Raw genomic sequence first — 23,316 nt, forward strand, 5'->3', positions numbered from 1 at the left:
TGTTGTCATGAGGTTGTCCATTTCCTGCGGATACTCCTATAAGCGCTGTATTCGGAACAACGTTTGTTGTTTGAGGAGTGTAATCTACATAGCTGTAAAGGACAGGAGCTCCAGTAGCCGTGGTGGCAAGTAAGTTAGACAGGAATACGGAAGGACTGGGAGTTTGGGTTGCTAACGACTGTTGGGTGTTTTCTTTCTTATCTGCATATGCCGTGTGGATGTGACTTGGCATATTGTTGTTGGTTATCGTTACTGTTTCTTTTCCTCCTTTTTGGCCAACTCTTTTTGAGGTGTTAGATGGATTGGCTCCCATTGGTACCATGCCCTGCAAGTTGGGTAGCGTAAAGTAGGTGCGCCCATCGGTATCTCCGTATTGGCCCCCGATTACTGCAAATAGAGCTTGGAAGGCTCTGACTTCCTGTCTGGAGCCATCGCAAAGTAACCAGTCCTCAGGAACGAAGTTGTACGGAAATGCTCGGATTTCTCCAATATATGCTTCCATAAATCTAATTTTTTAATTGTTACTCCTGTACGTTCATTAGTATCGTGTGGCAGCGAACGAATTCGCTGCTTTTTACTGTACGTAAATGGATATTGGGTCGCTGTAAATCAACTCTTCTTCCGTACCCTTGTAGGCGCAGCGTAAGGTGTACTGCTTGCCGGGAGTTAGTCCGCTTATCTTTTTCTTTCTAACGGTTGAGATGCTTAGCTGCCACTTGGAGATGTCTTCGGTTGCAGGCGCCTCGGTGTAGAAGAAGCAGTAAACGCGTACGCCTGCAAATGAGTCGACGCTGCAGGTTAGCTCGCCACTATTGTCGCCGCTTACCACCTTAAATCCGGTTGGTTTTGGGAGAACCCCTCTGGATATTGGTTCCTTGCTAAGCACAAAACCCGACGATTGTAAGACTTCTATATTACCGTTGGCCTGTAAGTTTACTTTTTGGCCAAGGTGGTGCATGTCATCCAGCACCAGCTCGCGGCATTCATTCTTTTTAAGGATGGCAATCGAGCTACCGTCTTTGGCATCTACGATGGCGTTATTTAGCGCCGTAATGTTCGCATTGAACTTGGTTAGCTCCTCCGGCTCTGTTTTTATGTAGGCATTATTGGTTAACCCTTTTTGCGCACATTGTGCTCTTGTTAGCAGCTCCGAGTCGCTAAGTTTAGCGTAGCTTGTGATGACTGTTGCGGTCATAATATTAAAAGCGTTAAATTAAATTGTTTTTGCGGTTTGTGTAAATTTATGGCAATTTGAAATAAAAAGCAACAAAATCTTAAATAAAATTATTTAACACTTGCTTTATGTTTGACTTTATTCTTCTCTTTATTACTCTATTTATATCGTTATAGGCGGTTTTATGCGCTTTTTGTTGCTTTGTTGCGTGTGCTTATATAGATATAGGTGTGGCTTACATTGTGCAATAATTTGAAAAATTTTTGGATAGTACGTGTGATTGCGAAATGGGTTAAATTTAACTTGGTGTTTAAAAGCGTGCTTTTGGACTATGTTTAAGCTATGTGCGATTTAATTTGGGGAATATTATACGAGTAGGGCTGCTTTTCTAGGTTGTATGCCTGAAAAATGAGCTTGTAGCGCTACCTTTCTATTTTTTAGGCTACCAAAAGTGAAAGGTTGTTTTTTGAAGGCTAATTTTGCGGAGCCGAGCGCAAATAGCAGGTCTCCGAAATCGTTTTGCAGGCCTCCGAAGCTAAATAGTAGGCCTCCGAAATTGTTTTGCAGACCTCCGAAATCATTTTGCAGGTCTCCGAAATGATTTTGCAGGCCTCCGAAACCAAAAGGCAGGTCTCCGAAATCGTTTTGCAGGTCTCCGAAACCAAAAGGGAGGCCTCCGAAATTGTTTTGCAGGCCTCCGAAACCAAAAAGTAGGCCTCCGAAATCGTTTTGGAGGTCTCCGAAATGATTTTTCCTACCTGCAAAAACAAAATGCAGATTATCAGCGGTTTGTCTTTTTAGGCGCATTTGAGGGTGCGCTAGAGGCTGTTGTAGGCCGGGTGATGAGCGGTTTAGCAGGCAGAAAAGATGGCGCTGTGTTAATCTTTTTTACTATTTTAGCAACGATATATAAACGCAGAAAATCAACTTACTACAACTATGTCTAACAGTAGCAGTCTGGAGCAAGCGCTCCGCCGCAGGGTGCTGGTGCTTGATGGCGCTATGGGTACGCAGATCCAGCGCTTTAAGCTTACCGAAGAGGACTACCGCGGCAGCCGATTTGCCAACATCTCCGCAAAGGTAAAAGGCAACAATGACCTGCTGGTTATCACCCAGCCGCAAATTATCGAGGGCATTCACGAGGAGTACCTTCGTGCCGGAGCCGATATCATCGAAACCAATACGTTTAACGCCAACGCCATCTCGATGGCCGACTACGAGATGCAGGACTTGGTGTACGAGATAAACGTGGAGGCGGCTCGCATTGCGCGCCGTGCCTGCGATAGGTTCTCGACGCCCGAGCGCCCGCGCTTTGTGGCTGGATCGATTGGGCCTACCAATAAAACGGCCTCCATGTCGCCCGATGTGAACAACCCCGCCTTCCGGGCCATCAGCTTCGATACGCTGGCGCGCGCCTACTACGAGCAGGTGAGCGGCCTAATGGACGGAGGTGCCGACATCCTTTTGGTTGAAACCATTTTTGATACGCTAAACGCCAAGGCCGCGCTGTTTGCCATAGAGCAGTACGGCGACGAGCATGGCATACATATACCCGTTATGGTATCGGGCACCATTACCGATGCCAGCGGACGCACCCTTTCGGGGCAAACGGCCGAGGCCTTTTTGGCGTCGGTGTCGCATGTAAACCTGCTTAGCGTGGGCTTTAACTGTGCGCTGGGCGCGCAGCAGCTCAAGCCTTACATTCAGGTGATAGCGGCAAAGGCGCCCTTCCATATTAGCGCGCATCCCAACGCTGGTTTGCCCAACCAGTTTGGCGAGTACGACCAGGGGCCCGATCAGATGGCCACCATCATCGAGGATTTTTTGAGGGATGGCCTGCTCAATATTATTGGGGGATGCTGCGGCACGTCGCCCGCCCACATTGCGGCCATTGCGCAGGTGGCCGAGCGCTACCAGCCTCGGGCTATCGAACCCAAGGAGCCGGTTACCACCTTTAGCGGCCTAGAGCCGGTTCGGGTAACCAAGGAGTCGAACTTTGTAAACATTGGCGAGCGTACCAACGTGGCGGGCTCCAAGATGTTTGCGCGCCTTATCCGCGAGGAGAAGTTCGAGCAGGCGCTTTCGGTGGCACAGGGGCAGGTAGAGGGTGGCGCACAGCTTATTGATGTGTGCATGGACGATGCGATGCTGGATGCCAAGGCGGCGATGGTTAACTTTCTTAACCTGATTGCCTCGGAGCCCGAAATTGCACGGCTACCTATCGTTATCGACTCGTCGAAGTGGGAGGTGCTGGAGGCCGGACTCAAATGCGTGCAGGGAAAGAGCGTGGTAAACTCCATCAGCCTAAAGGAGGGCGAGGAGGAGTTTCTTTACAAGGCTAAGCTGGTAAAGCGCTACGGTGCTGCCGCGGTGGTGATGCTTTTTGATGAGCGGGGCCAGGCCGATACCTACGAGCGTAAAATAGAGATTGCCGAGCGCTCGTATAAGCTGCTAACTCAGAAGGTGGGATTTCCGCCACAGGATATCATTTTTGACCCCAACATACTGGCCATTGCTACCGGCATAGAGGAGCACAACGGCTATGGGGTAAGCTACATAAAGGCGTGCGAGTGGATTAAGAAAAATTGTCCGCATGCCAAGATCAGCGGAGGGGTGAGCAACCTGTCGTTCAGCTTCCGCGGTAATGATACGGTTCGCGAGGCCATCCACTCGGTATTTCTGTACCACGCCATTAAGGCGGGGATGGATATGGGGATTGTGAACCCGGGCATGCTTCAGGTGTACGACGAGATTGAGCCCGACCTGCTAAAGCTGTGCGAGGACGCGGTGCTCAACCGCCGAAAGGATGCCACCGAGCGTCTGCTGGTGTACGCCGATAAGATAAAGTCGCAGGCTAAGGGCGAGCACGAGGAGGCGAAGAAGGATGCCTGGCGGGAGCAGCCCGTTGCCGAGAGGCTAAAGCACGCGCTAATTAAGGGCATCACCGAGCATATCGACGAGGATGTTGAGGAGGCGCGCCATAACTATCCTGCCGCGCTGCATGTCATTGAAGGGCCGCTTATGGATGGTATGAACGTGGTTGGCGACCTCTTTGGGGCAGGGAAGATGTTCCTGCCGCAGGTGGTGAAGAGCGCCCGCGTAATGAAGAAGGCTGTTGCCTACCTTACCCCTTATATTGAGGAGGAAAAGGCAAAGAATGGCGATTTAACATCGGCCGGAAAGGTGCTTATGGCTACCGTAAAGGGCGATGTACACGATATCGGTAAAAATATTGTTAGCGTGGTGCTGGCCTGTAACGGCTACGATATCATCGATCTAGGGGTGATGGTTCCTGCCGAAAAAATACTGGAGGAGGCCAAGGCTCACAACGTGGATGTTATCGGGCTAAGCGGACTTATCACCCCATCGTTGGATGAGATGGTAACCGTGGCCAAGGAGATGCGCCGCCAGGGCTTTAATGTGCCCGTAATACTGGGAGGCGCTACCACCAGCAAGATTCATACGGCGGTAAAGATTGCGCCCGAGTACGAAAATGGGATGGTGCACGTAAAGGACGCCTCGCGTGCGGTGGGCGTTGTGCGCAGCCTAATTTCGGAGGATAGGCAGCAGTATATCGATAGGATTAACGAGGAGTATACCTCCATGCGCGAGGAGCATAATCGCCGTAGGGGCGATAGCGAGTATGTGACGCTGGCCGAGGCGCGAAGTAACTGCATTAAGACAGATTGGGCGTCGCTACCAATAGATGCACCTAAGCAGCTCGGTACTTTTGTGCTGGAGGACTATCCGCTGGAGGAGCTGGCTCGCTATATCGATTGGACTTTCTTTTTCTTCTCGTGGGATATCAACGGGAAGTATCCAAAAATATTTAACGACCCCGTAAAGGGCGAAGAGGCTAAGAAGCTGCATGCCGATGCGCTGGTGCTGCTGCAGCGTATTGTAGACGAGAAGCTGTTTACGGCTAAAGGCGTTTATGCGCTGCTACCTGCCAACAGCGTAGACGAGGATGTGGCGGTTTACGGCACATCGGGCGAGGAGGTGGCGCGCTATCGCTTCCTTCGTAACCAGGAGCGACGCGGCGAGGATAAAAAGCCCAACTTCTCGTTGGCCGACTACATTGCGCCAAAGAGCAGCGGCCGAACCGACTATATCGGAACCTTTGCCGTTACGGTGCACGGCGCCGACGAGCTGGTAAAGGAGTTTGAGGCAATGCACGACGACTATAGCGCAATAATGGCCAAGGTGCTAGCCGATAGGCTTGCAGAAGCATTTGCCGAGCGCCTGCACGAGCGCGTACGCAAGGAGTTTTGGGGATACTCTCCCGTAGAAGAGCTGCCGTTGGAGGAGCTGCTGCACGAAGAGTATCGCGGCACACGTCCTGCTGCTGGCTACCCTTCGTGTCCCGAGCATAGTGAAAAGCGCGTAATATTCGATTTGCTGCAGGCCGAAAAGCATATCGGCGCCAAGCTTACCGAAAACTGCGCAATGTGGCCGGGAGCATCGGTAAGCGGTTGGTACTTTGCGCATCCCGAATCGACCTACTTTAACCTTGGCCGCATAACCAAGGAGCAGGTGGAGCTGTATGCTACCCGCAAGGGTATATCGCTTTCGGAGGCGGAGAGGCTGCTGAGACCGAATCTGGGGTATTAGAAAAATCAACACAGAGACACGGAGACGCAGAGGGCACAGGCTTTTTTTGTATTAGCTACAAAAATGGGCGTTACTCTGTAAAAATTGCTCACATCTGTGTTCTACTTATATTCAAACTCTGCGGACTCTGTGACTCTGAGTCTCTGTGTTAAAGAAAAAGAAGAAAGCAATGAAAGTAATTGACATCATAAATAGGGCGCAGTCGACATTGTTTACGTTTGAGCTGCTGCCACCGTTAAAGGGGGCTTCCTTTAGTGAGATAGAGGAAACCATTGAGCCGTTGGTGCATTACGCCCCTTCGTATATTAATGTAACCTACCATCGTCCCGAGGTGGTGCTTAAGGAGCAGCCTAGCGGGCTGCTGGAGCGCCGCATTATAAAGAAACGTCCCGGTACGGTTGGCGTTTCGGCGGGTATTAAGTATAAGTATGGAATAGACGTAGTGCCGCATCTGATTTGCGGTAGCTTTACGCGCGAGGAGACCGAGGATGCGCTAATAGACCTGAACTTTTTGGGAATTGACAACGTCCTAGCCCTACGCGGTGACGCCGAAAAGGGGGCAAAGTCGTTTCAGTCGGAGCCGGGCGGTAATAAGCTGGCTATCGATTTGGTGAAGCAGGTAAACGGTCTTAATCATGGGAAATATGTAGATCCCGAAACGCCCCATATTCATCAAACAGACTTCTGTATTGGCGTTGCAGGCTACCCCGAAAAGCATTCGGAAGCTCCAAACTTGGAAACCGATCTTTTAAATCTGAAGGCAAAGGTTGACGCTGGTGCCCACTACATTGTAACGCAGATGTTTTTTGACAACCAGAAGTTTTTTCAATTTGTAGAGCAGTGTCGGGCCATAGGTATTAACGTACCTATCATTCCAGGCATCAAACCAATATCTATGAAAAAGCATTTAACGATGCTGCCTCAGATATTTCATATCGATTTGCCGCAAGATTTGGTGGAGGCTGTAGGCCGCTGCAAAAATAACGAAGAGGTGCGTCAGGTTGGTGTCGAGTGGGGAATTGCTCAAAGTAAGGAGCTGAAGGAGGCGGGAGTTCCGGTGCTTCACTACTACACCATGGGTAAGCCCGACAATATCGAGAAAATAGTAAAGGAGGTTTTTTAACCTCCTTTTTTTTAGTTGAATATCACCGTAACCTTTTTCTGGGGATACTGTATTTGTGCAAACCGTTCGATTTGTTTCTTGGTTGCTGGCGGCAGCTTTTCTTTTGCCTTAATGAGTATGCAGATCTCTGAACTGGTGTTGCTACTTGTAGCGCTAATTGCTGCAACACCAACGCCAACTACCTGTGGCGAAATGGCGTTTAGCTGCTTGGCAAGGAGGGTATTCTGCTTGCCCTGATCTACCGCCTCCCTCTCCTTTGCGTGTAGCAACTGGCTTACTTTATTTAGCGAGTCGTTTAGCTGGGTAATCATTAAATCCTTCTTCTGCATCTCGGTGTTTAGGTTGCTTTGCTTGCTGCTAATGAGCTCGTCGATACCTTTAAACACGAGGGTGGTTTTGGGAATCTTGTACGTGCTCAGCTCCTTCCGAAGGTTCTTCTTTTGATTCTCGGATGGAGAGTTCATTAGGTATAGCTCTACCGTTCTGTTGTTGTAGGAGACTTTTTTCGAGAGTACGACAATGTTATTCTCCGTGAGCTCGTTTTTAATGAAAAGGTTTACCTGCTGCTCGTACACGTTGCGAAGAACGAGGGTGTAGGCTAAGTAAATGCTTGGTAAAATTGTGGCTATAAGAATAATGGCAACAATCCGGTTGACATGCTTGGTTTCCTTTGCGTTGGGATATCGAAGGATGGGCATCTTAAGTAAAAACTTGGAGACGGCAAGCGATGCAAAGGCAATCATTACCGTATTGATGGTAAATAGGTACATGGCTCCAGCAAAGTAGCTAATGTTGCCTGTTGCAATGCCATATCCTGCAGTACAGAGGGGAGGCATTAGCGCGGTGGCGATTGCTACTCCGGGTATAACATTGCTTTTTTCCTTTTGTCCGTTGCTAATCATCCCCACAGTTCCACCAAAGAATGCAATTAGCACATCGTATATGGTTGGAAAGGTGCGGGCGGTAAGCTCTGCAGTGGGCTCTTTGAGCGGCGATACGAAGAAGTAAAACGCCGAGATAACGAGGCTGATGACCACAAATAGAACAAAGTTTTTCCATGCAAAACGGAGCAGCGGCAGGTTAAAGGTGGCAACGGATAGGCCGATGGCAATTATCGGCCCCATAAGAGGGGAAACCAGCATTGCCCCAATTATAACAGCTGTAGAGTTGGTGTTTAACCCCAACGATGCAATAAAGATTGCGCCAATTAGCGCCCATAGGTTAACGCCTTTAAATATAGTGCCCTGCTTTACGCTTTCTTGTATAAGCGAGGAGTCTTGTGTGTTTGGGTGAATGTCAAAGTAGTGCTTTAGCAACTCTCGCCAAGAAAACCGTCCTTCGCGATTGTCCTCTTTAATGAAATTGTGTGGCATCTCAGAATCTTTTAGTCTGTTATAAAATTAAGGCATTTTTTGGTGAGGATGAATACTTGTGTCTAGTAAAGTACAAAATAGAAAGATAGCCTCTTACTAGTGGTGGGCGTAAAGATTTAAATGATTTTGCTACTTTAGAGAAATTTACTTTTGATGGAGCATCTAATAGAATACGGTTATGTAGGCTTATTTCTGGCAGCATTTATTGCCGCTACATTTATTCCCATGAGTTCGGAGGTGGTGTTTGTAGGATTGCTCATTGCCGGCGCTAATCCTATATTTGCAACCATTGCCGCAACTGCCGGAAATACGCTAGGTGGGATGCTTGGTTACATACTTGGCTTTTTAGGCAAGTGGGAGTGGGTGGAGAAGTACTTTAAGGTAAAGGAGGCAACGCTCGAGAAATGGAGCGGAACCATCAAAAAGTATGGAGCCGTAATGGCCTTCTTCTCGTGGCTGCCAGGTATTGGCGATTTTATTCCGGTTGTATTGGGCTTCATGAAAACATCGAAGTGGCTGGTACTGGGGTATATGATTTTGGGAAAGGCAACTCGTTACACCATTTGGGCTTTTCTTACAGTTCATGGCGTTAAATTGTTTAATGGAATATTTTAGTTGACAGATATGGATAAGGTTTACGAGCTAGAAATGCAGGTTCGCGACTATGAGTGCGACATTCAGGGAATTGTTAATAATGCAGTTTACCAAAACTACTTAGAACATTGTAGGCACGAGTTTCTTAATGAGGTTGGGCTAAACTTTGCGCAGCTGCATAACGATGGTATAGATGCGGTAGTTATTCGGGTAGAAATGGACTATAAGCAATCCTTACGACCAGGCGACAAGTTTTTGGTAACCCTTGGTATGCACAAGGAGGGGCGTTTACGTTTTGTTTTTGATCAAAACATAATCCGCAAAAGCGATGGTAAGGTGGCTATACAGGCAAAGGTAACAGGCGTCTTAACAAAAAATGGAAGGCCAATTGCTCCAACCTTGTTTGATGAGGTGCTAACGGCACAAGGGTATACCTTTAATGAACTGTAGTTAATAGGCCAGTAGGATAGCTAGCTATCCTGATTCTTGAATTATCTTTCGTATCTTTGTCAAAATTTTAATTAGATGGATTCAACAAGACAGCTCAAAATAGGCCGATTAATACAAAAGGACTTAGGTGAGCTAATTCAACGTCAAGGTTTAGCCGCCTACGACGGGGCAATGGTAACGGTTACCGCTGTGCGTGTTTCGCCAGATTTAGGTTTTGCGAAGGTGTATGTAAGCGTTTTTCCATCCAATAAGGCTAAGGACGTTAAGGTTAAGTTAGACGAGAATGCAAAGGATCTTAGATTTGAGTTGGGCCAACGCGTGCGCCATCAGCTTCGTATTGTACCCGAGATTGCATTCTATATTGATGATTCGTTAGATTACGTAGAGCGTATTGACAACCTGTTGAAATAGGAGTTAAGGGATTCCCTTCCATAGGTTGCAGAGGCGATTTTAATCAGCAGTTAGAAAAGGTTATTTCAGATCCTCTGCTGCGCCTCTTAAAGCGTCTAATCCGTAAATACGCTTGTTTTACACTTGATATGCAACTTGTACGTTTTATAAATTAGGCTGTGGAAGTGGAATCTTGCAAGAATACTTATTGTGAAAGCCATTAAACTAAGATAATGAATTTGCCATTTTTCCTTGCTAAAAGGTATCTCTTCTCAAAGAAGAAGCATTCGTCAATCAATATCATGTCGATGATAAGTTTGGTTGGAGTAGCAGTGGGAGCGATGGCCTTAGTCGTTGTCTTGTCGGTTTATAATGGCTTTGACAGCTATATCCGTTCGATGTATAGCACCTTCGATCCGGAGTTGAAGATTACTCCGGCGGAAGGGAAGTACTTCAGCTACGATGAGGCGCTAAACCATCGGCTGCACTCTGTAAAAGGTGTACAGTCGGTTAGTCGTACTATCGAGGAGAATGCGCTTGTAAAATATGCCGATAAGCAGCAGGTGGTAACCATAAAGGGGGTTGACTCGTCCTACCAGCATGTTGTGGGGATTGACTCGATGCTTGCTGTTGGTCGCTTCGATCTTACAAAAGGCGATATTAATCAGGCGTCTGTGGGGTTGATGATTGCCCAGTCGTTAGGTGTCGGGGTAAACTTTATGAACCCGCTGTACCTGTACTTGCCCAACCCATCGGCTCAGGATGCCGCTTCGCCCGATGCCTTAATTCAAAGCTACGTGTTTCCTTCGTCGGTATTCGAAACCAACCTCGAATACGATATGAAGTATGTTTTTGTACCCATACGGGTTTTGGATACGATTTTTCATTTTACGAATGAAACGTCTGCCTTGGAGTTGAAGATAAAGCCTGGTGCTAACTTGACCGAGGTTTATGCTGCGGTTAAGTCGGAGCTGGGCCCTGCATTTGTTGTAAAGGATCGGTTTATGCAAAATGAGGTGCTTTTTCGGATTATGAAGTCGGAAAAGTGGATCATCTACCTCATCTTATCATTGATTTTAATTGTAGCTTCATTTAATATTATTGGCTCGCTTTCGATGCTAATGCTCGATAAAACGGAGGACGTGAAGATCTTGCGATCGATGGGCGCTTCTCCGAAGCTCTTGGAGCGAACTTTTTTCTTGTCTGGCTGGCTAATATCGATTGTAGGGGCGGCTGTTGGGGTTGTTTTAGGGTTGCTTGTTTCGTTGGCACAGCAGCACTTTAAGCTGGTAAAACTTTACACCGAGGGGAATTTTGTGCTCGATGCCTATCCCGTACAGATACAACCTTTAGATTTGCTGTATGTTTTTGTAACGGTTGTGGGGATCGGCTTTTTTGCCGCTCGTTACCCTATTTCAACGTTAAAAAAGTCTGTTTCTTAACGAGCATGACTGGCAATACATCAAATGTTAAATAAAATACGCTACTAATTGCGGAAAATATAGCCGTAAGTTTTGAATTAACGTTTCCATATGTTAAATTCGTGCAGAGATGTTGTATGCACAACATTTTCGAGTATAGGGGATTAGCTTTATTAAATACAAACCACTTTTGGGATGGGATTTATAAATAGGTGCGCCAAGGTTATTCTTGTTGGGATATTTGGGCTGTTGTGTGTTAGTGGATTGGCTCAAGAAAGATTTTGGGTTGGCGGCAGTGGTAGCTGGAATGATCCAAATCACTGGTCGTACACATCAGGAGGCAAGGGTGGTGCTGCAATTCCTACAGGGAATGATGTAGTTAGTATTGATAGAAATTCATTTTTAATGGATGGAGTTATTGCTCTTTCTGGAAATGTATCTGTCAAGGAACTTCACTGGTCGGATGCCGCTGCAAATTCTGGACTTCAAGGTAACTACGAAATAAACGTAAACGGTTCTTCCAATTTTTCATCTAAACAAAGTTGGGCAGGAACACTCCGATTTACATCTAACGAGAGTGCTTATGTTGCCTTTTCATCAACAAAGCTTGCCTTAAATCTTATATTTGAACCTCAAGCAAATTACTCTTTTGTAACAGGGGTATCAACTAGTGGAAAGGTAGAAGTAAAAGGTTCGAGTGTTAACTTTATGAATCGAACTATAAAGGCTAATCCTTTAGTTGCTTCGGCTTCAGTTAAAACCACTGCAAGAACAGGGTTCTTCAAGTCAACGAATTCCAATAGTGGGAAATACAAAATCACGGCTTCTGTTGTTGACGCTAAATGTCCAGGAGGTAAAGATGGTAAGATATCCATTGATCTTGTTGAAAACGGAACGCCCCCCTATACCTATCAATGGCGATATGCTAATAATAAAGATATTCCTGGAGCAACATCTTCTGTGCTAGACAATCTAGCCGCGGGAGATTATATTGCTAAGATTGGCGAAGCTACAGGTGATTATGACCTTATTAAAATTCACGTGTCCGACCCTGTGGATATTGAATTTAAGGATTTGATAATAGTAGAGCCAACATGTAACGGCTCTTCGACAGGTAGTTTAAAACTTTCTTTAGCGGGTGGAACGTCTCCATATACCTACTCTATAAATAATGGAGTCTCTTATTCTCCAACTCCTGTTTATAGTATTTCAGCAACAGGACTTTCAGCAGGGACTTATGGCTTATTGATTAAGGATAAGAACTTATGCGATTACACCTATCCAAACAACCCGATTGTTATTAATCAGCCTGCTGCAATTAACCTTACGCTAGCTGCAACCGATGTGTCGGTTTGCTTTGGGAATAACGATGGAACCATTACAGCAACCGCAACAGGTGGCTTAGGTGCGTTGGAGTATTCGAAAGACGGAGGCCCTTTTTCTCCTGCTGGTACATTTACAGGACTAATAGCGGGAACATATACCATAACGGCTCGTAGCTCTGTCGATCACGCTTGTGTTGCTTCTAAAACAATTACCGTAAATCAGCCCGTGAAACTTTCGGCATCTGTTACCGCAAATCCAGTTTCTGGATGTAGCGCAACACCCGATGGGCAAATTATTATAAGCAACGAACAAGGCGGTTCAGGCGTATATGATTATACCGTTGATGGCGGTAAAAGTTGGGCTACATCTGGCACATTCACTGGATTATCAGCCAGTACCTATAATGTTATGATTAGGGATAGGAACAACCCTACATGCCAAATGCCAATCAACCCGGCTTTGGTTTTGACTGCAAAACCAGCATTGACTGCTACCTATACTTCTACTAACGTAACCTGTAATGGTTCTGCAAATGGAACTATTACTTTTGCCAATCCGCAAGGCGGTTCGGGGGTATACGAGTATAATGTTTCAGGTACATGGGTTCCTACTCCTAATTTTATCAACCTAGCACCTAATACCTACACGCTTCAAATTAGGGATAAGAATAGTATAACCTGTTTTAAAACGTTGGGTACTGTAAAAATAACAGAACCAGCAGCGCTTAGCGCAACCATAAGTAAAACGGACGTAACAGGATGCTATAATGCCAATAATGGGACAATTACCATAAAAAATTCGGCAGGCGGTTCTGGTCAATATGAATATTCTGTTGATGGAGTAAAGTGGGATGTCGCCTCGACGATTACAGGGTTATTTGCTGGATCCTATCCGGTATCTATGCGAGATAAACTTGCTATAACATGTGTAAAGCCACTTGGTACACTGGTTATAACTGCACCTGTGAAGATTACAGCCGCTTTTACTAAGGTTGATGTTACTGGATGCGCCGGGAATAATAATGGAAGTATTACGTTTAAAAGCGTAACAGGTGGCTCGGGTCAGTATGAGTATTCTGTTGACAATGGTGGTTCGTGGTCTCCTAATGCTGCTTTTAATGGTTTATTTGCAAAAACATACACCCTTGTCGTTAGAGATAAGGTTACTCCGACATGTACTTCTCCCATAGGTGTAGCTAACATAATAGAACCATCACCAATGTCGGCTACGGTTTCTCAAACCAACATTACTTGTTTTGGAACCTCTACAGGCACAATCACGGTTACCAATCCGAAAGGTGGATCAGGGACATACAGATATTCTAGAGATGGGGGAGGAACTTGGCAGACAGCAGGAACTTTTACTAGTTTACCTGCTGGAACTTACCAGATGGCAATTCAAGATGCAGCTAATCTGACTTGTACTAAAAATTTGATAGCAATAACGATTACTCAATCAGCTGCTATAACTGCGACAGTAAATGTTACGAATGTCGCTAAATGCTTTGGAGATGCAACAGGAGCAATCACAGTTATTAATCCGGTGGGCGGAAGCGGAAATTACGAGTATTCGAAGGATGGAACAACTTGGGATGTTTTAAATTCTTTCCCTAATCTTCTCGCTGGAACCCATCCAATTTTTATACGCGATGTCGCAAACAAGACCTGTAGCGTAAAGTTGGGTGACTATAAGGTTGATCAACCAGCAAATATTGTAATAAATTCGATTGATACGGTTGATCCTAAGTGTTTTGGTGAGAGTAATGGATCTATTACTGTAAATGCTACCGGTGGAACTGCTCCGTTAAGCTATTCTTCAAATGGTGGGCCGTCTCAATTCCCTAACCTATTCCCGAATTTAGCAGCAGGTTCATTTACTATTACAGTAAAGGATAATGCTGGCTGTACAAAGCAATCGGATGTTACGCTAAATAATCCTGGCAAAATAGTACCTGCAGTTACAAAAGTTGATGTAAACTGCGCTGGTCCAAATACTGGGCAAATAGATATTACAGTTACAGGAGGGAAAGCTCCATATTTATACTCAATAAAAGGAGGAACAACAGGAACTTATGGTCCAACAGCTTCTTTTACTGGGATTGCTGCAGGAGATTATAATGTGAGAGTTAAAGACGCTAATGGCTGTGAATCAGATATAGTGACAGTGTCTATTAAAGGAGCTGTAGCTCTAGATGTTACGGCTTCGACCGTTGATGTAAAGCCTTGTAGTGGAGATAAAACGGGATCTATAAACCTTACAATCAATTCGGGAACGGCTCCCTATCAATATAATATAGGTGCTGGAAACAAACCTTTAACTGGAACTTCAATTACAGGACTTGCTGCTGGTAACTATAATCTTACGATTACAGATGGGGCTGGATGTGTTAAAAACATTGGTAATGTTACCGTTGGAGAACCAGCTCCTATTACAGCCATAGCCACCGTTACTGATGTTACAGGTTGCTCTACTAGCAAGACTGGAAGTATCTTTATTGCAGCCGGTGGAGGTGTTACTCCTTTGTTCTACTCGAAGGATAATGGGGTTAGCTATGGCCCAAGTAACAATTTTACGGACTTATCTGCAGATACATATTCTATCAAGGTAAAAGATGCAAATGGGTGTATTTTTACGGTTGGAGATAAGGTCGTTAAAGCACCTAATGCATTGACAATCGATTTGGCCGCAACTACTACCACAAATGTAAAATGTAACGGAGATAAGACTGGAACTGTAACTATTGTTGCATCAGGAGGTGTGGCTCCTTTGTCTTATACGGTTAATACTAACCCATATACTCCGTCTAATAAGATAGGAGGTTTAGGTGCTGGTTCGTATACCATTAAAGTTAAGGATAATGGCGGATGTGAGCAAACTGCGCCAATAAATATAACAGAACCGAATGCAATTGTGCCTAATGTACAGGCATTTAATATTAGCTGTAGTGGACTTAACGACGGACGTATATTAGTTGCTCCAACAGGAGGAACACCTGGATATACCGTAACCTTAAATCCCGTGGCACCTTTTGTAAGTGGAGCGTTCTCTAATCTTGTAAAGGGTAATTATACCGTTACGGTAACTGATGCTAATAGCTGTGCGGTTACAAAAGATGTGACACTAAATCAGCCAACTCCAATTACTATCACTTCGCATAATTTTACAAATCCAACATGCAGTGCTGCAGGGACTATTACAGTGGTAGCGGCAGGAGGTACAAACCCGTTGAAGTATAGCTTAGTTAAAGGAGGTGCCCCTATTGCTACGAATGCTGATGGTAAATTCACGAATGTTGCAGCGGGCGTTTATACCGTTGAGGTTACTGATGCGAATAATTGTGCTAAGGTTGCTACTCCAACTATTACGCTAACATCTCCATCGTCTATCTCTTTTAGCAATATTGTAGCTCCTGCTATAACCTGTAATGGAGGAACATCTACCATTTCACTTACAGTTTCTGGAATTGTAGGCACACCTACAGTTGTTATTACAAAGGGTGGTGTTCCAATTCCTGCTCCTACAGTAAATAAAGCAGGTGCTAATTATACAATTACGACAGGGAATCTAGCTGGCGGAAATTATATAGTTTCTGTTTCAGATAGTAACGATCCTACCTGTAAGCAAACTCAAGCAGTGGATATTGTTGAGCCAGCACCTCTGGTTTTAGGAACTCCAGTTGTAGTTCCTCCTTCGGCTGGCAATGCTAATGGAAGTATTTCTGTAATTGCAACGGGAGGAACAGCGCCTTACACCTATAAGCTTACTCCTAGTGGAGCTACGAATGCAACAGGTATATTTAGTAATCTGGGTGTAGGAAATTACACAATTTCGGTAAGTGATGTTAAGGGTTGTGGTCCTGTTACTGTAGATGTAACCTTGGCAAACCTAACGGCAACATTATCGCCTACTGATATCAATTGTAATGGCGCAAAAGATGGTAAAATTGATGTTACAATAGCAGGAGGTGTGGCTCCTTACGATATTAAGGTAACCTATCCTGATGCTTCAGTTAAGAACTATACATCTCCAACTGCAACCTATCAAATTACGGGGTTAGACAAAGGAAATTACTCATTGGTGATTACCGATGTGAATGGTACGTCAGTTACTAAGTCGGCAACTATTAATGAGCCCGCTAAGCTTGCTATTGCTTTGCAAAATGCAACAGCAACGTTATGTTCTGGTGCTGCTACCGGCAAAGTTGATGTCGCTGTAAATGGGGGCACTAATCCTTACATTATATCTTGGACAGGGGATAATGCTGGAGTTCCAGTTATAGGTGGTACGTTAGTAGGACAAACAATAACCAATTTAGCACCTGCTAGCTATATTGTTACGGTTACAGATAGTAAAGGTTGTGCTGCTACGGCCAACCATACAATAGCAGCAAATCCAGCCCTGAACATGACGGTTAAATCAGCCAACCCTGTTTGTGGAAATCCGACATCTGGAACAATAACGCTTACAGCGACAGGAGGTACGGCGCCTTACTCTTATGCTAATGATGGCATTGCATTTAATAATACAACTGGATTATATACTGCTTTAACTGCGGGGACTTACACCGTAGCCGTTAAGGATGGAGCGGGGTGTGAATCGGCACCTCAGACCGTTGTTTTAACAACTCCAACTGCTATAAATATAGCGTCTGTAGTTAAGACTGATACCAAATGTGCCATAGGAGGTACTATTACAGTTACGGCGGCCGGAGGAAGTGGTGTCTTTACTTATAATCTTTTAAGAGCAGGAAGTAAGGTGTTGGTTTCGTCTAATACAAACGGCTTATTTACTGATGTTGCTTTGGGGAACTACTTGGTCGAGGTAACAGATGGGGGAACTTGTCCTGCAACTTGGCCCACAACAATTTCTATTGTAAGCGGAGGTGGATCTACCAAAATCAAGGTGATTAACTATACCGTCGATAATATTAAATGTTTTGGCGATAAGGGACGGGCTGTAATCAATGTCTCGGGCGTACAAGGTGCACTGACTTGTGTCTTCGTCAACAAGGTTACAGGTGTTACCTTAACCGAAGGTGTTGACTATACCTTTAAGTCAACTCCAGGAGCCAATGCTGGAGAATTTACAATAGAGGTAAGTGGGTTTAGTTCTGGAAACTATAATATGTTTATCAGCGACGATAACGCTTGTCCGCAAAAATTCCCATTTGGGATTTCGGGGCCTGCATTATTGAAATTTGATTCTCTGACGAAGGTAGATCCGTCTTCTAAATCATCCGCAGATGGAACTATAACTGCGGTTGTTTCTGGAGGGGTTAAACCATACACGTATAAATTAGAAGGAACCACGCTAACTAGTACAACTGGTATTTTTACGGGATTAAATCCAGGGAAGTATAAGGTTGTTGTAGAAGATAAAAACCACTGTTTAGCAGTAAGCGACGAGATAGAGCTGATTGCAAAATCAAATCTAAGTATTGATGACGTTATTCTGGTTAACCCTAAATGTCATGCCGAGCAAAATGGATCTATTGATATTTATGCTTCTGGTGGTAGTGGCGTAATGAAATACTCTATCGATAACGGTAAAAATTTTGGGCCAGATCATCTATTCCCGAATCTGAAGGCCGGTGTTTACGATATCATTGTAGAAGATGCATTGGGCGTACGTGCTACCAAGCAGGTAACTTTGGTTGATCCAGACGCAATTGTTGTTAAGGTGGTGAAGTTGGTAACTCCATCAGCAGATGGCGCCTATAATGGAAGTATTGTGGTAATTGCTACAGGTGGCTCTGGTTTGTACAGCTACTCGTTAGTTAATGCTGATACCGGGACCGAACTATCTAATGCTACTACAGGTAGTGTCGAAGTTAACTTTAACAAGCTTCCTAGTGGTAACTATAAGGTTATTGTTACTGACGAAAATGGATGTGTTGGAGAGGTTGGACCAATTGCTCTAGAGGAGTTAAAGTTGGATGTTACAGTTACTGATGTTAAATGTAGCACCGATAAGTTTGGTAAGCTTGATATAGCCGTTAAGGGCGGTGTTGAACCTTTCAAACTGACATGGCAACCTAAGGGTGGTACTGTTAATGGTCCATTTGATGTTGTTGCACGAGCATTTAGCATTACTGATCTGGCAGCAGGGGATTACGTTCTTTCTGTTACTGATGCAACAAACTCTGTTTATACTACTACTGTTACCATAAAGAGTCCAGTTGCATTGGTTGCAAATGTTAAGAATGCTACTACTCCTATTTGTGCTGGTACTACAGATGGTACCGTGGAGCTTGATGTTACAGGCGGTAAGCCAGTCTATACGATAACATGGGCAGCAGAAACTCCAAATCCGGGAAGTCCTGCTTCTGTTGCGGGAAATATAATCTCAGGATTACATCCTTCTAAGTATGCAATTACGGTAACAGATGCTAACGGTTGTAGTACGGTTGTAAATACCGAAATTGCAAGCTATCCAGCGATAGTGATTGATAAGGTTGATGCTGTTCAACCAAAATGTAATGGGAATCTAGGTTCTGTAAATATTACGGCATCTGGTGGTGTTGGTGAGTTAACGTACTCTACTGTTGTGGCAGGTAAGCCTGTAACTAACAAAACAGGGCAATTCTCTGATTTGCCGGCTGGTACCTATACCATTAGCATAACGGATACCAAAGCATGCGTAAAGAAGAGTGCAGATGTTGTTATTGTAGAGCCTGCTGCAATCGTTCTTACTATAGCTGAAGCATTGAACCAAACTTGTACTTCGAAGGGTAAGATAGTTGCAGTTGCTGCTGGTGGTGTAGGTAAAATAACCTATTCTATTGGAGCAAAAACTAATGATACAGGTATTTTCGACGATCTTGATGCTGGGAAGTTTACCGTAACGGCTACAGACGAAACAGGCTGTTCTGCCTCTAAGGAGGTGGAGATAATTTCTACCGCAACTTTGAAAATTACCAATTTAAAGGTTGTTGATGTTAAGTGTTTTGGTGGTTCTACAGGACAGATTACTTTTAATGTAGAAGGAGCTTCGGCTGGATTGGTTGTTACTGCAAACGGTAATGTATTGACTCCTGATGCTGCAAATCTTTACACCGTAGATAACCTTAAGGTTGGTGTTGCTACTATTGAAATTAAAGATGGTTCTGGATGTAGCATATCCGAGCAGCACAATATTGCTGAGCCAACAGAGGTAAAGGCAACCATAAAAGTTACCAAGGTTCCTGCCAACCCTACAGATAAAAGCGGAAGTATAGAAGTAGTTGCAACAGGAGGTAGCGGTTTGTACAAGATTACCTGCTTAGACAAGGCTTCTGGTTCTGAACTTTCGTTTGTAGTTATTGGAGAGGGAATTCCATTTATATCTGATAAGTTACTCTTGGGTACTTACACCATTTTGGTAGAGGACGAAAAAGGTTGTTCGTTTACAGGCGATATCACCATTGGTGCAATAGCAGCCGAGGCTAAGGGTATTGGCGGAAACTGTAAAGATCCTAAAGGTTCTATAGAGGTAACCATTACGAATGGGGCAAAACCATACACGGTGACATATACAAAGAAAGGTGATCCGACAATCCTTGATACTAAGGTTGGAGATGATGCTAAGGTTACGTTTGCTGGTGTTGATCCTGGTGATTATACCGTAAAGGTTGTTGATAATAGCAACTTCGAGGTTACTTTAGATGTTACCGTTCCTGTATATACTGCACCAGCAATCGGTTTAGTTGCCAAATGTTTTGTAAATGGAGAATATTATATCGAGATAAAGGTCCCAGACGGGTTAAAGAACTACACAGTTAAGTGTACCGATGCTGATGGCGTTGTATATGCAGCTTACGATCCTGTAAGACATAGAATAACCGCACTTCAGCCTAGTAAAACGTATACCATATATGTGGTTGATGAGTTTGGCTGCGAATCGGATAAGCTAACGGTAGATATTGCAACCCTTACAGAGCTGAAAATGCTCGATGAGACTGTTACAAATGTTCTATGTAGAGGTGCTGCTACTGGTGCTATTACTCTTAAAGCTTCTGGCGGAACAGATCCGTTGAAGTATGAGCTGACTCCTAAAGGATCGGCAGGAACTTGGGTGGATAGTCCAGTATTTATAAATCTAAAAGCGCAAGTATATACCGCATATGTTGGCGATGCAGCTGGCTGTTTTGTCGATAAAGACATAACGATTACCGAACCTGATACTAAAATTACTCTAGCGTTAGATTTGGCAACCAGTAATATAAATACTTGGTGTGCAACGAGTCCTGCTGGTGTTATTTCTTATGATATTAAGGATGGAGTCCCTGGGTATGATGTGTATTTATTTAAGGATAAGATCGAGATTTCGAAGAAAACATTGACAGACGCTGGAAATGTGAAGTTTGATATGCTTAAAGAGGGCACTTATGCGATTATTGCCACCGATAAAAACGGATGTAATCAGTTTGATGAGGTAAAAGTGACTGGAGAGCATATTGTTGTTGGTGATGCAGTTGTCGGTTCAGAATGTAAGCGTTTTGTAAATAAGGATGATGCCCAAAAATTGGGAGGATCAATAGAGATCAAGTCAATTGGAGGAAATTTTGCTACTGATGCTACCTACTTCTTTAAGAAAGAGGCTGGGTTTGCGCTGGACACTCCTGTTACACCTAATGATGGCTTACAGGGAGATGGGTTTTATCCATTTACTGCAGGAACCTCACGTACGATTTCTCAGCTTTCGGGATTATCTTATACCGTTATGTATCGCGTGGTAGAAGCAAGAGGCGTATGCGAGGAAGGTAAGTCTTATAAGATTACTGTAAAACCCGAAAACGATTTTGAAGCGTTTGCATATCCTAAAGAAGCTTTGGTATGCCTTAACTCTAATGTAACTTATGGCGGAGGCATCAATGCATCGGAGCAAGCTCAAGCGGATGAGGTTATTTTTAATGGAGAGAAAAAGGCTAATCGCTATTTCTGTTCTTGGAGTAACCTTCCAAGTAGTCCAGAGTATATAAAAACTTATAAAGAGACTCTTGGTAAGGATTTTCAGGATCAGGTTTTCCAAACGGTAAAGATCACGAAGGATCAGCTCGACGAAGATAGAAAGGTCAAGAATCGCTACATCTTTAAGGTGGTAAACCATTCGAATCTCTGCTACGATGTAGATACCACTAGCGTTATGGTATACCCATTCCTTGACCCTTACTTGCGCACGTCTGCCATTCCTTCTTTAGATAAGGGCGGGTTGAATGTGCAAGCAATCAGAATTCCGAAGGATCAGGAGCAGGAGGTTCGCCTTATCCCTAGGCATACAGATGCTCCTTACTCCAGCATCACTTGGATGCCAGAAAATGTGAGTTGGTTGAATATGGTGAAATCGGATGACCAAGTGGCCATTGTGAATTCTAAGTTTACAAATCCATTCGAGGTGATTACGGTTACTGTTAATACGCTGTTTTGTACCGAGGTGCTTAATTTGCTAGTTTATCCTCAAAGTGGTATTAATCCACCTAATGCCATAACTCCAAATGGAGATGGATTTAACGACACTTGGCGTGTGGTATTTGACGAGGAGCTGCTAGAGTATCCTAACTTGGAGGTAGAGATATTCAACCGATGGGGATCGCTCATTTACCATGCTAAGCCGTATAAAAATAACTGGGATGGACGCCACAATGGTACCGAATTGCCAACAGGAACGTACTACTATGTTATTAAGCCTAACCGCGGTAATTTACCTCCTGTGACGGGTTCTGTATCTATTATACGATAATAATACTGCAAGCTATGAAGAGATATTTAAAAATAACCATTACGATACTCGCGGTATTAATCTGGCTGCCGGATGTAAAAGCCCAGCAGGATCCACAGCTCTCGCAGTATATGTGGAATCCCTACACGCTTAATCCAGCAGTGGCAGGTACGCTGGGCAGCTACCAGGTTCGTGTAAACAGCCGTTTTCAGTGGACCGGTATAAACGGTGCTCCTCAAACCTACCAGCTTGCTGCTTATGGACCTTCCGTAACCAAGCGTATGGGGTGGGGAGGTCAGCTGTACAGCGATATGGTTGGGCCAATTAATACTACGGCTTTTTTGCTCTCTTACGCCTATAATGTGCAGCTAACAGAGGAATTTTCTTTGTCAGCGGGTCTGTCGTTAGGGGGCTTGCAGTATAAGGTGGATGGTTCGAAGCTCGATGCCGGCGATTTAGTCTTTTATCCAGAACTGATGGACCTTTGGCAGCGCGATCCGGCCTTGCTCGCCTCTTCGATGAGTGCTTTTGCTCCTGATGCTAACATGGGCGTGTATCTTTACCGATCTAACATGCAGTTTGGGATTGCCGCCCAGCATCTTTTTGGAAGTAAGCTAAACCTAAATAACCAATCGGTAGGGCTGAATAAGCTAAAGCAGCATATTTATGCTACGGGTGGCTATATTTTAAATGTAAACCGCGAGTTAGCCGTCGAACCAACCGTGTTGTTTAAGTTCATGAATGGGGCTCCATTTGTGCCAGAGTTAAACTGTAAGGTAACGTACAACGTTGAGGTGCGTAGAAAGCAAAGTCAGGTGTGGGGCGGGGTGTCATTTAGGTATGGCGATGCCGCGGCTTTAATGTTTGGAACTGTTTTCGAGCGCCGATACCTTATTGGTTATGCGTTCGACTGGTCGTTTACCAAATTGGGGCAGTATACAAGCGGAACGCATGAGGTAATGATTGGTATTCTATTCGATAAAATTAAGTAGCAGGAAGTTATTCCGAGCTGCTATTGGCATACTCTTTAAGCCCCCTTTAGTCTAGGGGGCTTTTTTTATGATGATTGGATTAGAGCATTTTCCCATATGACGGTTAATTCGCAATGCCTGCGCGGTTGTTTTTGTATCTTCAGCATTTTGCTTCTGCAATACGCAT

Annotated in this window: 12 protein-coding genes; 8 read left to right on the forward strand and 4 right to left on the reverse strand. The window is 44.6% G+C overall.

What is annotated here, in order from left to right:
* The 3 genes from L990_RS19035 to L990_RS19040 form a co-directional block, all read right to left on the reverse strand.
* Positions 1-502 (reverse strand): phage tail protein (locus L990_RS19035; RefSeq protein WP_052180669.1); only part of this gene is annotated, 502 nt, incomplete at its 3' end.
* Between the two features lie 72 nt (positions 503-574).
* Positions 575-1,195 carry a hypothetical protein gene (locus L990_RS02710; RefSeq protein WP_047445285.1) on the reverse strand — a complete coding sequence of 207 codons (621 nt, stop codon included), beginning with the start codon at positions 1,193-1,195 and terminating at the stop codon, positions 575-577.
* A gap of 452 nt (positions 1,196-1,647) precedes the next feature.
* Entirely contained in the window at positions 1,648-1,938 is a 291-nt protein-coding gene (locus tag L990_RS19040) for a hypothetical protein (RefSeq protein WP_156121297.1), read from the reverse strand.
* A 175-nt stretch (positions 1,939-2,113) separates the two neighbouring features.
* On the opposite strand from L990_RS19040, the gene metH reads away from it, so the two are divergent.
* Positions 2,114-5,785: a methionine synthase gene (metH, locus tag L990_RS02720; protein ID WP_047445288.1), complete on the forward strand. Its 3,672-nt coding sequence runs from the start codon at positions 2,114-2,116 to the stop codon at positions 5,783-5,785.
* A gap of 169 nt (positions 5,786-5,954) precedes the next feature.
* The gene (gene metF / locus L990_RS02725) at positions 5,955-6,908 is read left to right on the forward strand and encodes a methylenetetrahydrofolate reductase [NAD(P)H] (protein WP_047445291.1); all 954 of its coding nucleotides are present in this window, start codon (positions 5,955-5,957) and stop codon (positions 6,906-6,908) included.
* Between the two features lie 11 nt (positions 6,909-6,919).
* Here metF and L990_RS02730 read toward each other — a convergent pair whose 3' ends face one another.
* Positions 6,920-8,281: a DUF389 domain-containing protein gene (locus L990_RS02730; protein ID WP_052180671.1), complete on the reverse strand. Its 1,362-nt coding sequence runs from the start codon at positions 8,279-8,281 to the stop codon at positions 6,920-6,922.
* A 153-nt stretch (positions 8,282-8,434) separates the two neighbouring features.
* Here L990_RS02730 and L990_RS02735 point away from each other — a divergent pair, with 153 nt between their 5' ends.
* The 6 genes from L990_RS02735 to L990_RS19045 all read left to right on the forward strand — a co-directional run bounded on the left by L990_RS02735 (position 8,435) and on the right by L990_RS19045 (position 23,150).
* Positions 8,435-8,896 (forward strand): YqaA family protein, encoded by a 462-nt coding sequence (locus L990_RS02735; RefSeq protein WP_047445293.1) that lies wholly within the window; start codon positions 8,435-8,437, stop codon positions 8,894-8,896.
* A gap of 9 nt (positions 8,897-8,905) precedes the next feature.
* Positions 8,906-9,325: an acyl-CoA thioesterase gene (locus L990_RS02740; protein WP_047445295.1), complete on the forward strand. Its 420-nt coding sequence runs from the start codon at positions 8,906-8,908 to the stop codon at positions 9,323-9,325.
* Between the two features lie 75 nt (positions 9,326-9,400).
* Positions 9,401-9,736, forward strand: a complete 336-nt coding sequence (gene rbfA / locus L990_RS02745; protein ID WP_047445297.1) for a 30S ribosome-binding factor RbfA — start codon at positions 9,401-9,403, stop codon at positions 9,734-9,736.
* Positions 9,737-9,948: 212 nt separating this feature from the next.
* Complete coding sequence (locus L990_RS02750; RefSeq protein ID WP_047445299.1) at positions 9,949-11,157, forward strand: ABC transporter permease; 1,209 nt, start codon at positions 9,949-9,951, stop codon at positions 11,155-11,157.
* Between the two features lie 174 nt (positions 11,158-11,331).
* Positions 11,332-22,179, forward strand: coding sequence for a T9SS C-terminal target domain-containing protein (locus L990_RS19825; protein ID WP_047445301.1), 10,848 nt, complete (start codon positions 11,332-11,334; stop codon positions 22,177-22,179).
* Positions 22,180-22,193: 14 nt separating this feature from the next.
* On the forward strand, positions 22,194-23,150 hold the full coding sequence (locus tag L990_RS19045) for a type IX secretion system membrane protein PorP/SprF (RefSeq protein WP_052180672.1): 957 nt from the start codon (positions 22,194-22,196) through the stop codon (positions 23,148-23,150).
* Positions 23,151-23,316 lie beyond the last annotated feature (166 nt).

The sequence above is a fragment of the Alistipes sp. ZOR0009 genome (assembly GCF_000798815.1).
GTDB lineage: Bacteria > Bacteroidota > Bacteroidia > Bacteroidales > ZOR0009 > Acetobacteroides.

Coding starts and splice junctions, on each gene's coding strand:
- metH (WP_047445288.1), top strand. CDS start 2,114: ATGTCTAACAGTAGCAGTCTGGAGCAAGCGCTCCGCCGCAGGGTGCTG.
- L990_RS02710 (WP_047445285.1), bottom strand. CDS start 1,195: ATGACCGCAACAGTCATCACAAGCTACGCTAAACTTAGCGACTCGGAG.
- L990_RS19045 (WP_052180672.1), top strand. CDS start 22,194: ATGAAGAGATATTTAAAAATAACCATTACGATACTCGCGGTATTAATC.
- L990_RS02730 (WP_052180671.1), bottom strand. CDS start 8,281: ATGCCACACAATTTCATTAAAGAGGACAATCGCGAAGGACGGTTTTCT.
- rbfA (WP_047445297.1), top strand. CDS start 9,401: ATGGATTCAACAAGACAGCTCAAAATAGGCCGATTAATACAAAAGGAC.
- L990_RS19825 (WP_047445301.1), top strand. CDS start 11,332: ATGGGATTTATAAATAGGTGCGCCAAGGTTATTCTTGTTGGGATATTT.
- L990_RS02735 (WP_047445293.1), top strand. CDS start 8,435: ATGGAGCATCTAATAGAATACGGTTATGTAGGCTTATTTCTGGCAGCA.
- metF (WP_047445291.1), top strand. CDS start 5,955: ATGAAAGTAATTGACATCATAAATAGGGCGCAGTCGACATTGTTTACG.
- L990_RS02750 (WP_047445299.1), top strand. CDS start 9,949: ATGAATTTGCCATTTTTCCTTGCTAAAAGGTATCTCTTCTCAAAGAAG.
- L990_RS02740 (WP_047445295.1), top strand. CDS start 8,906: ATGGATAAGGTTTACGAGCTAGAAATGCAGGTTCGCGACTATGAGTGC.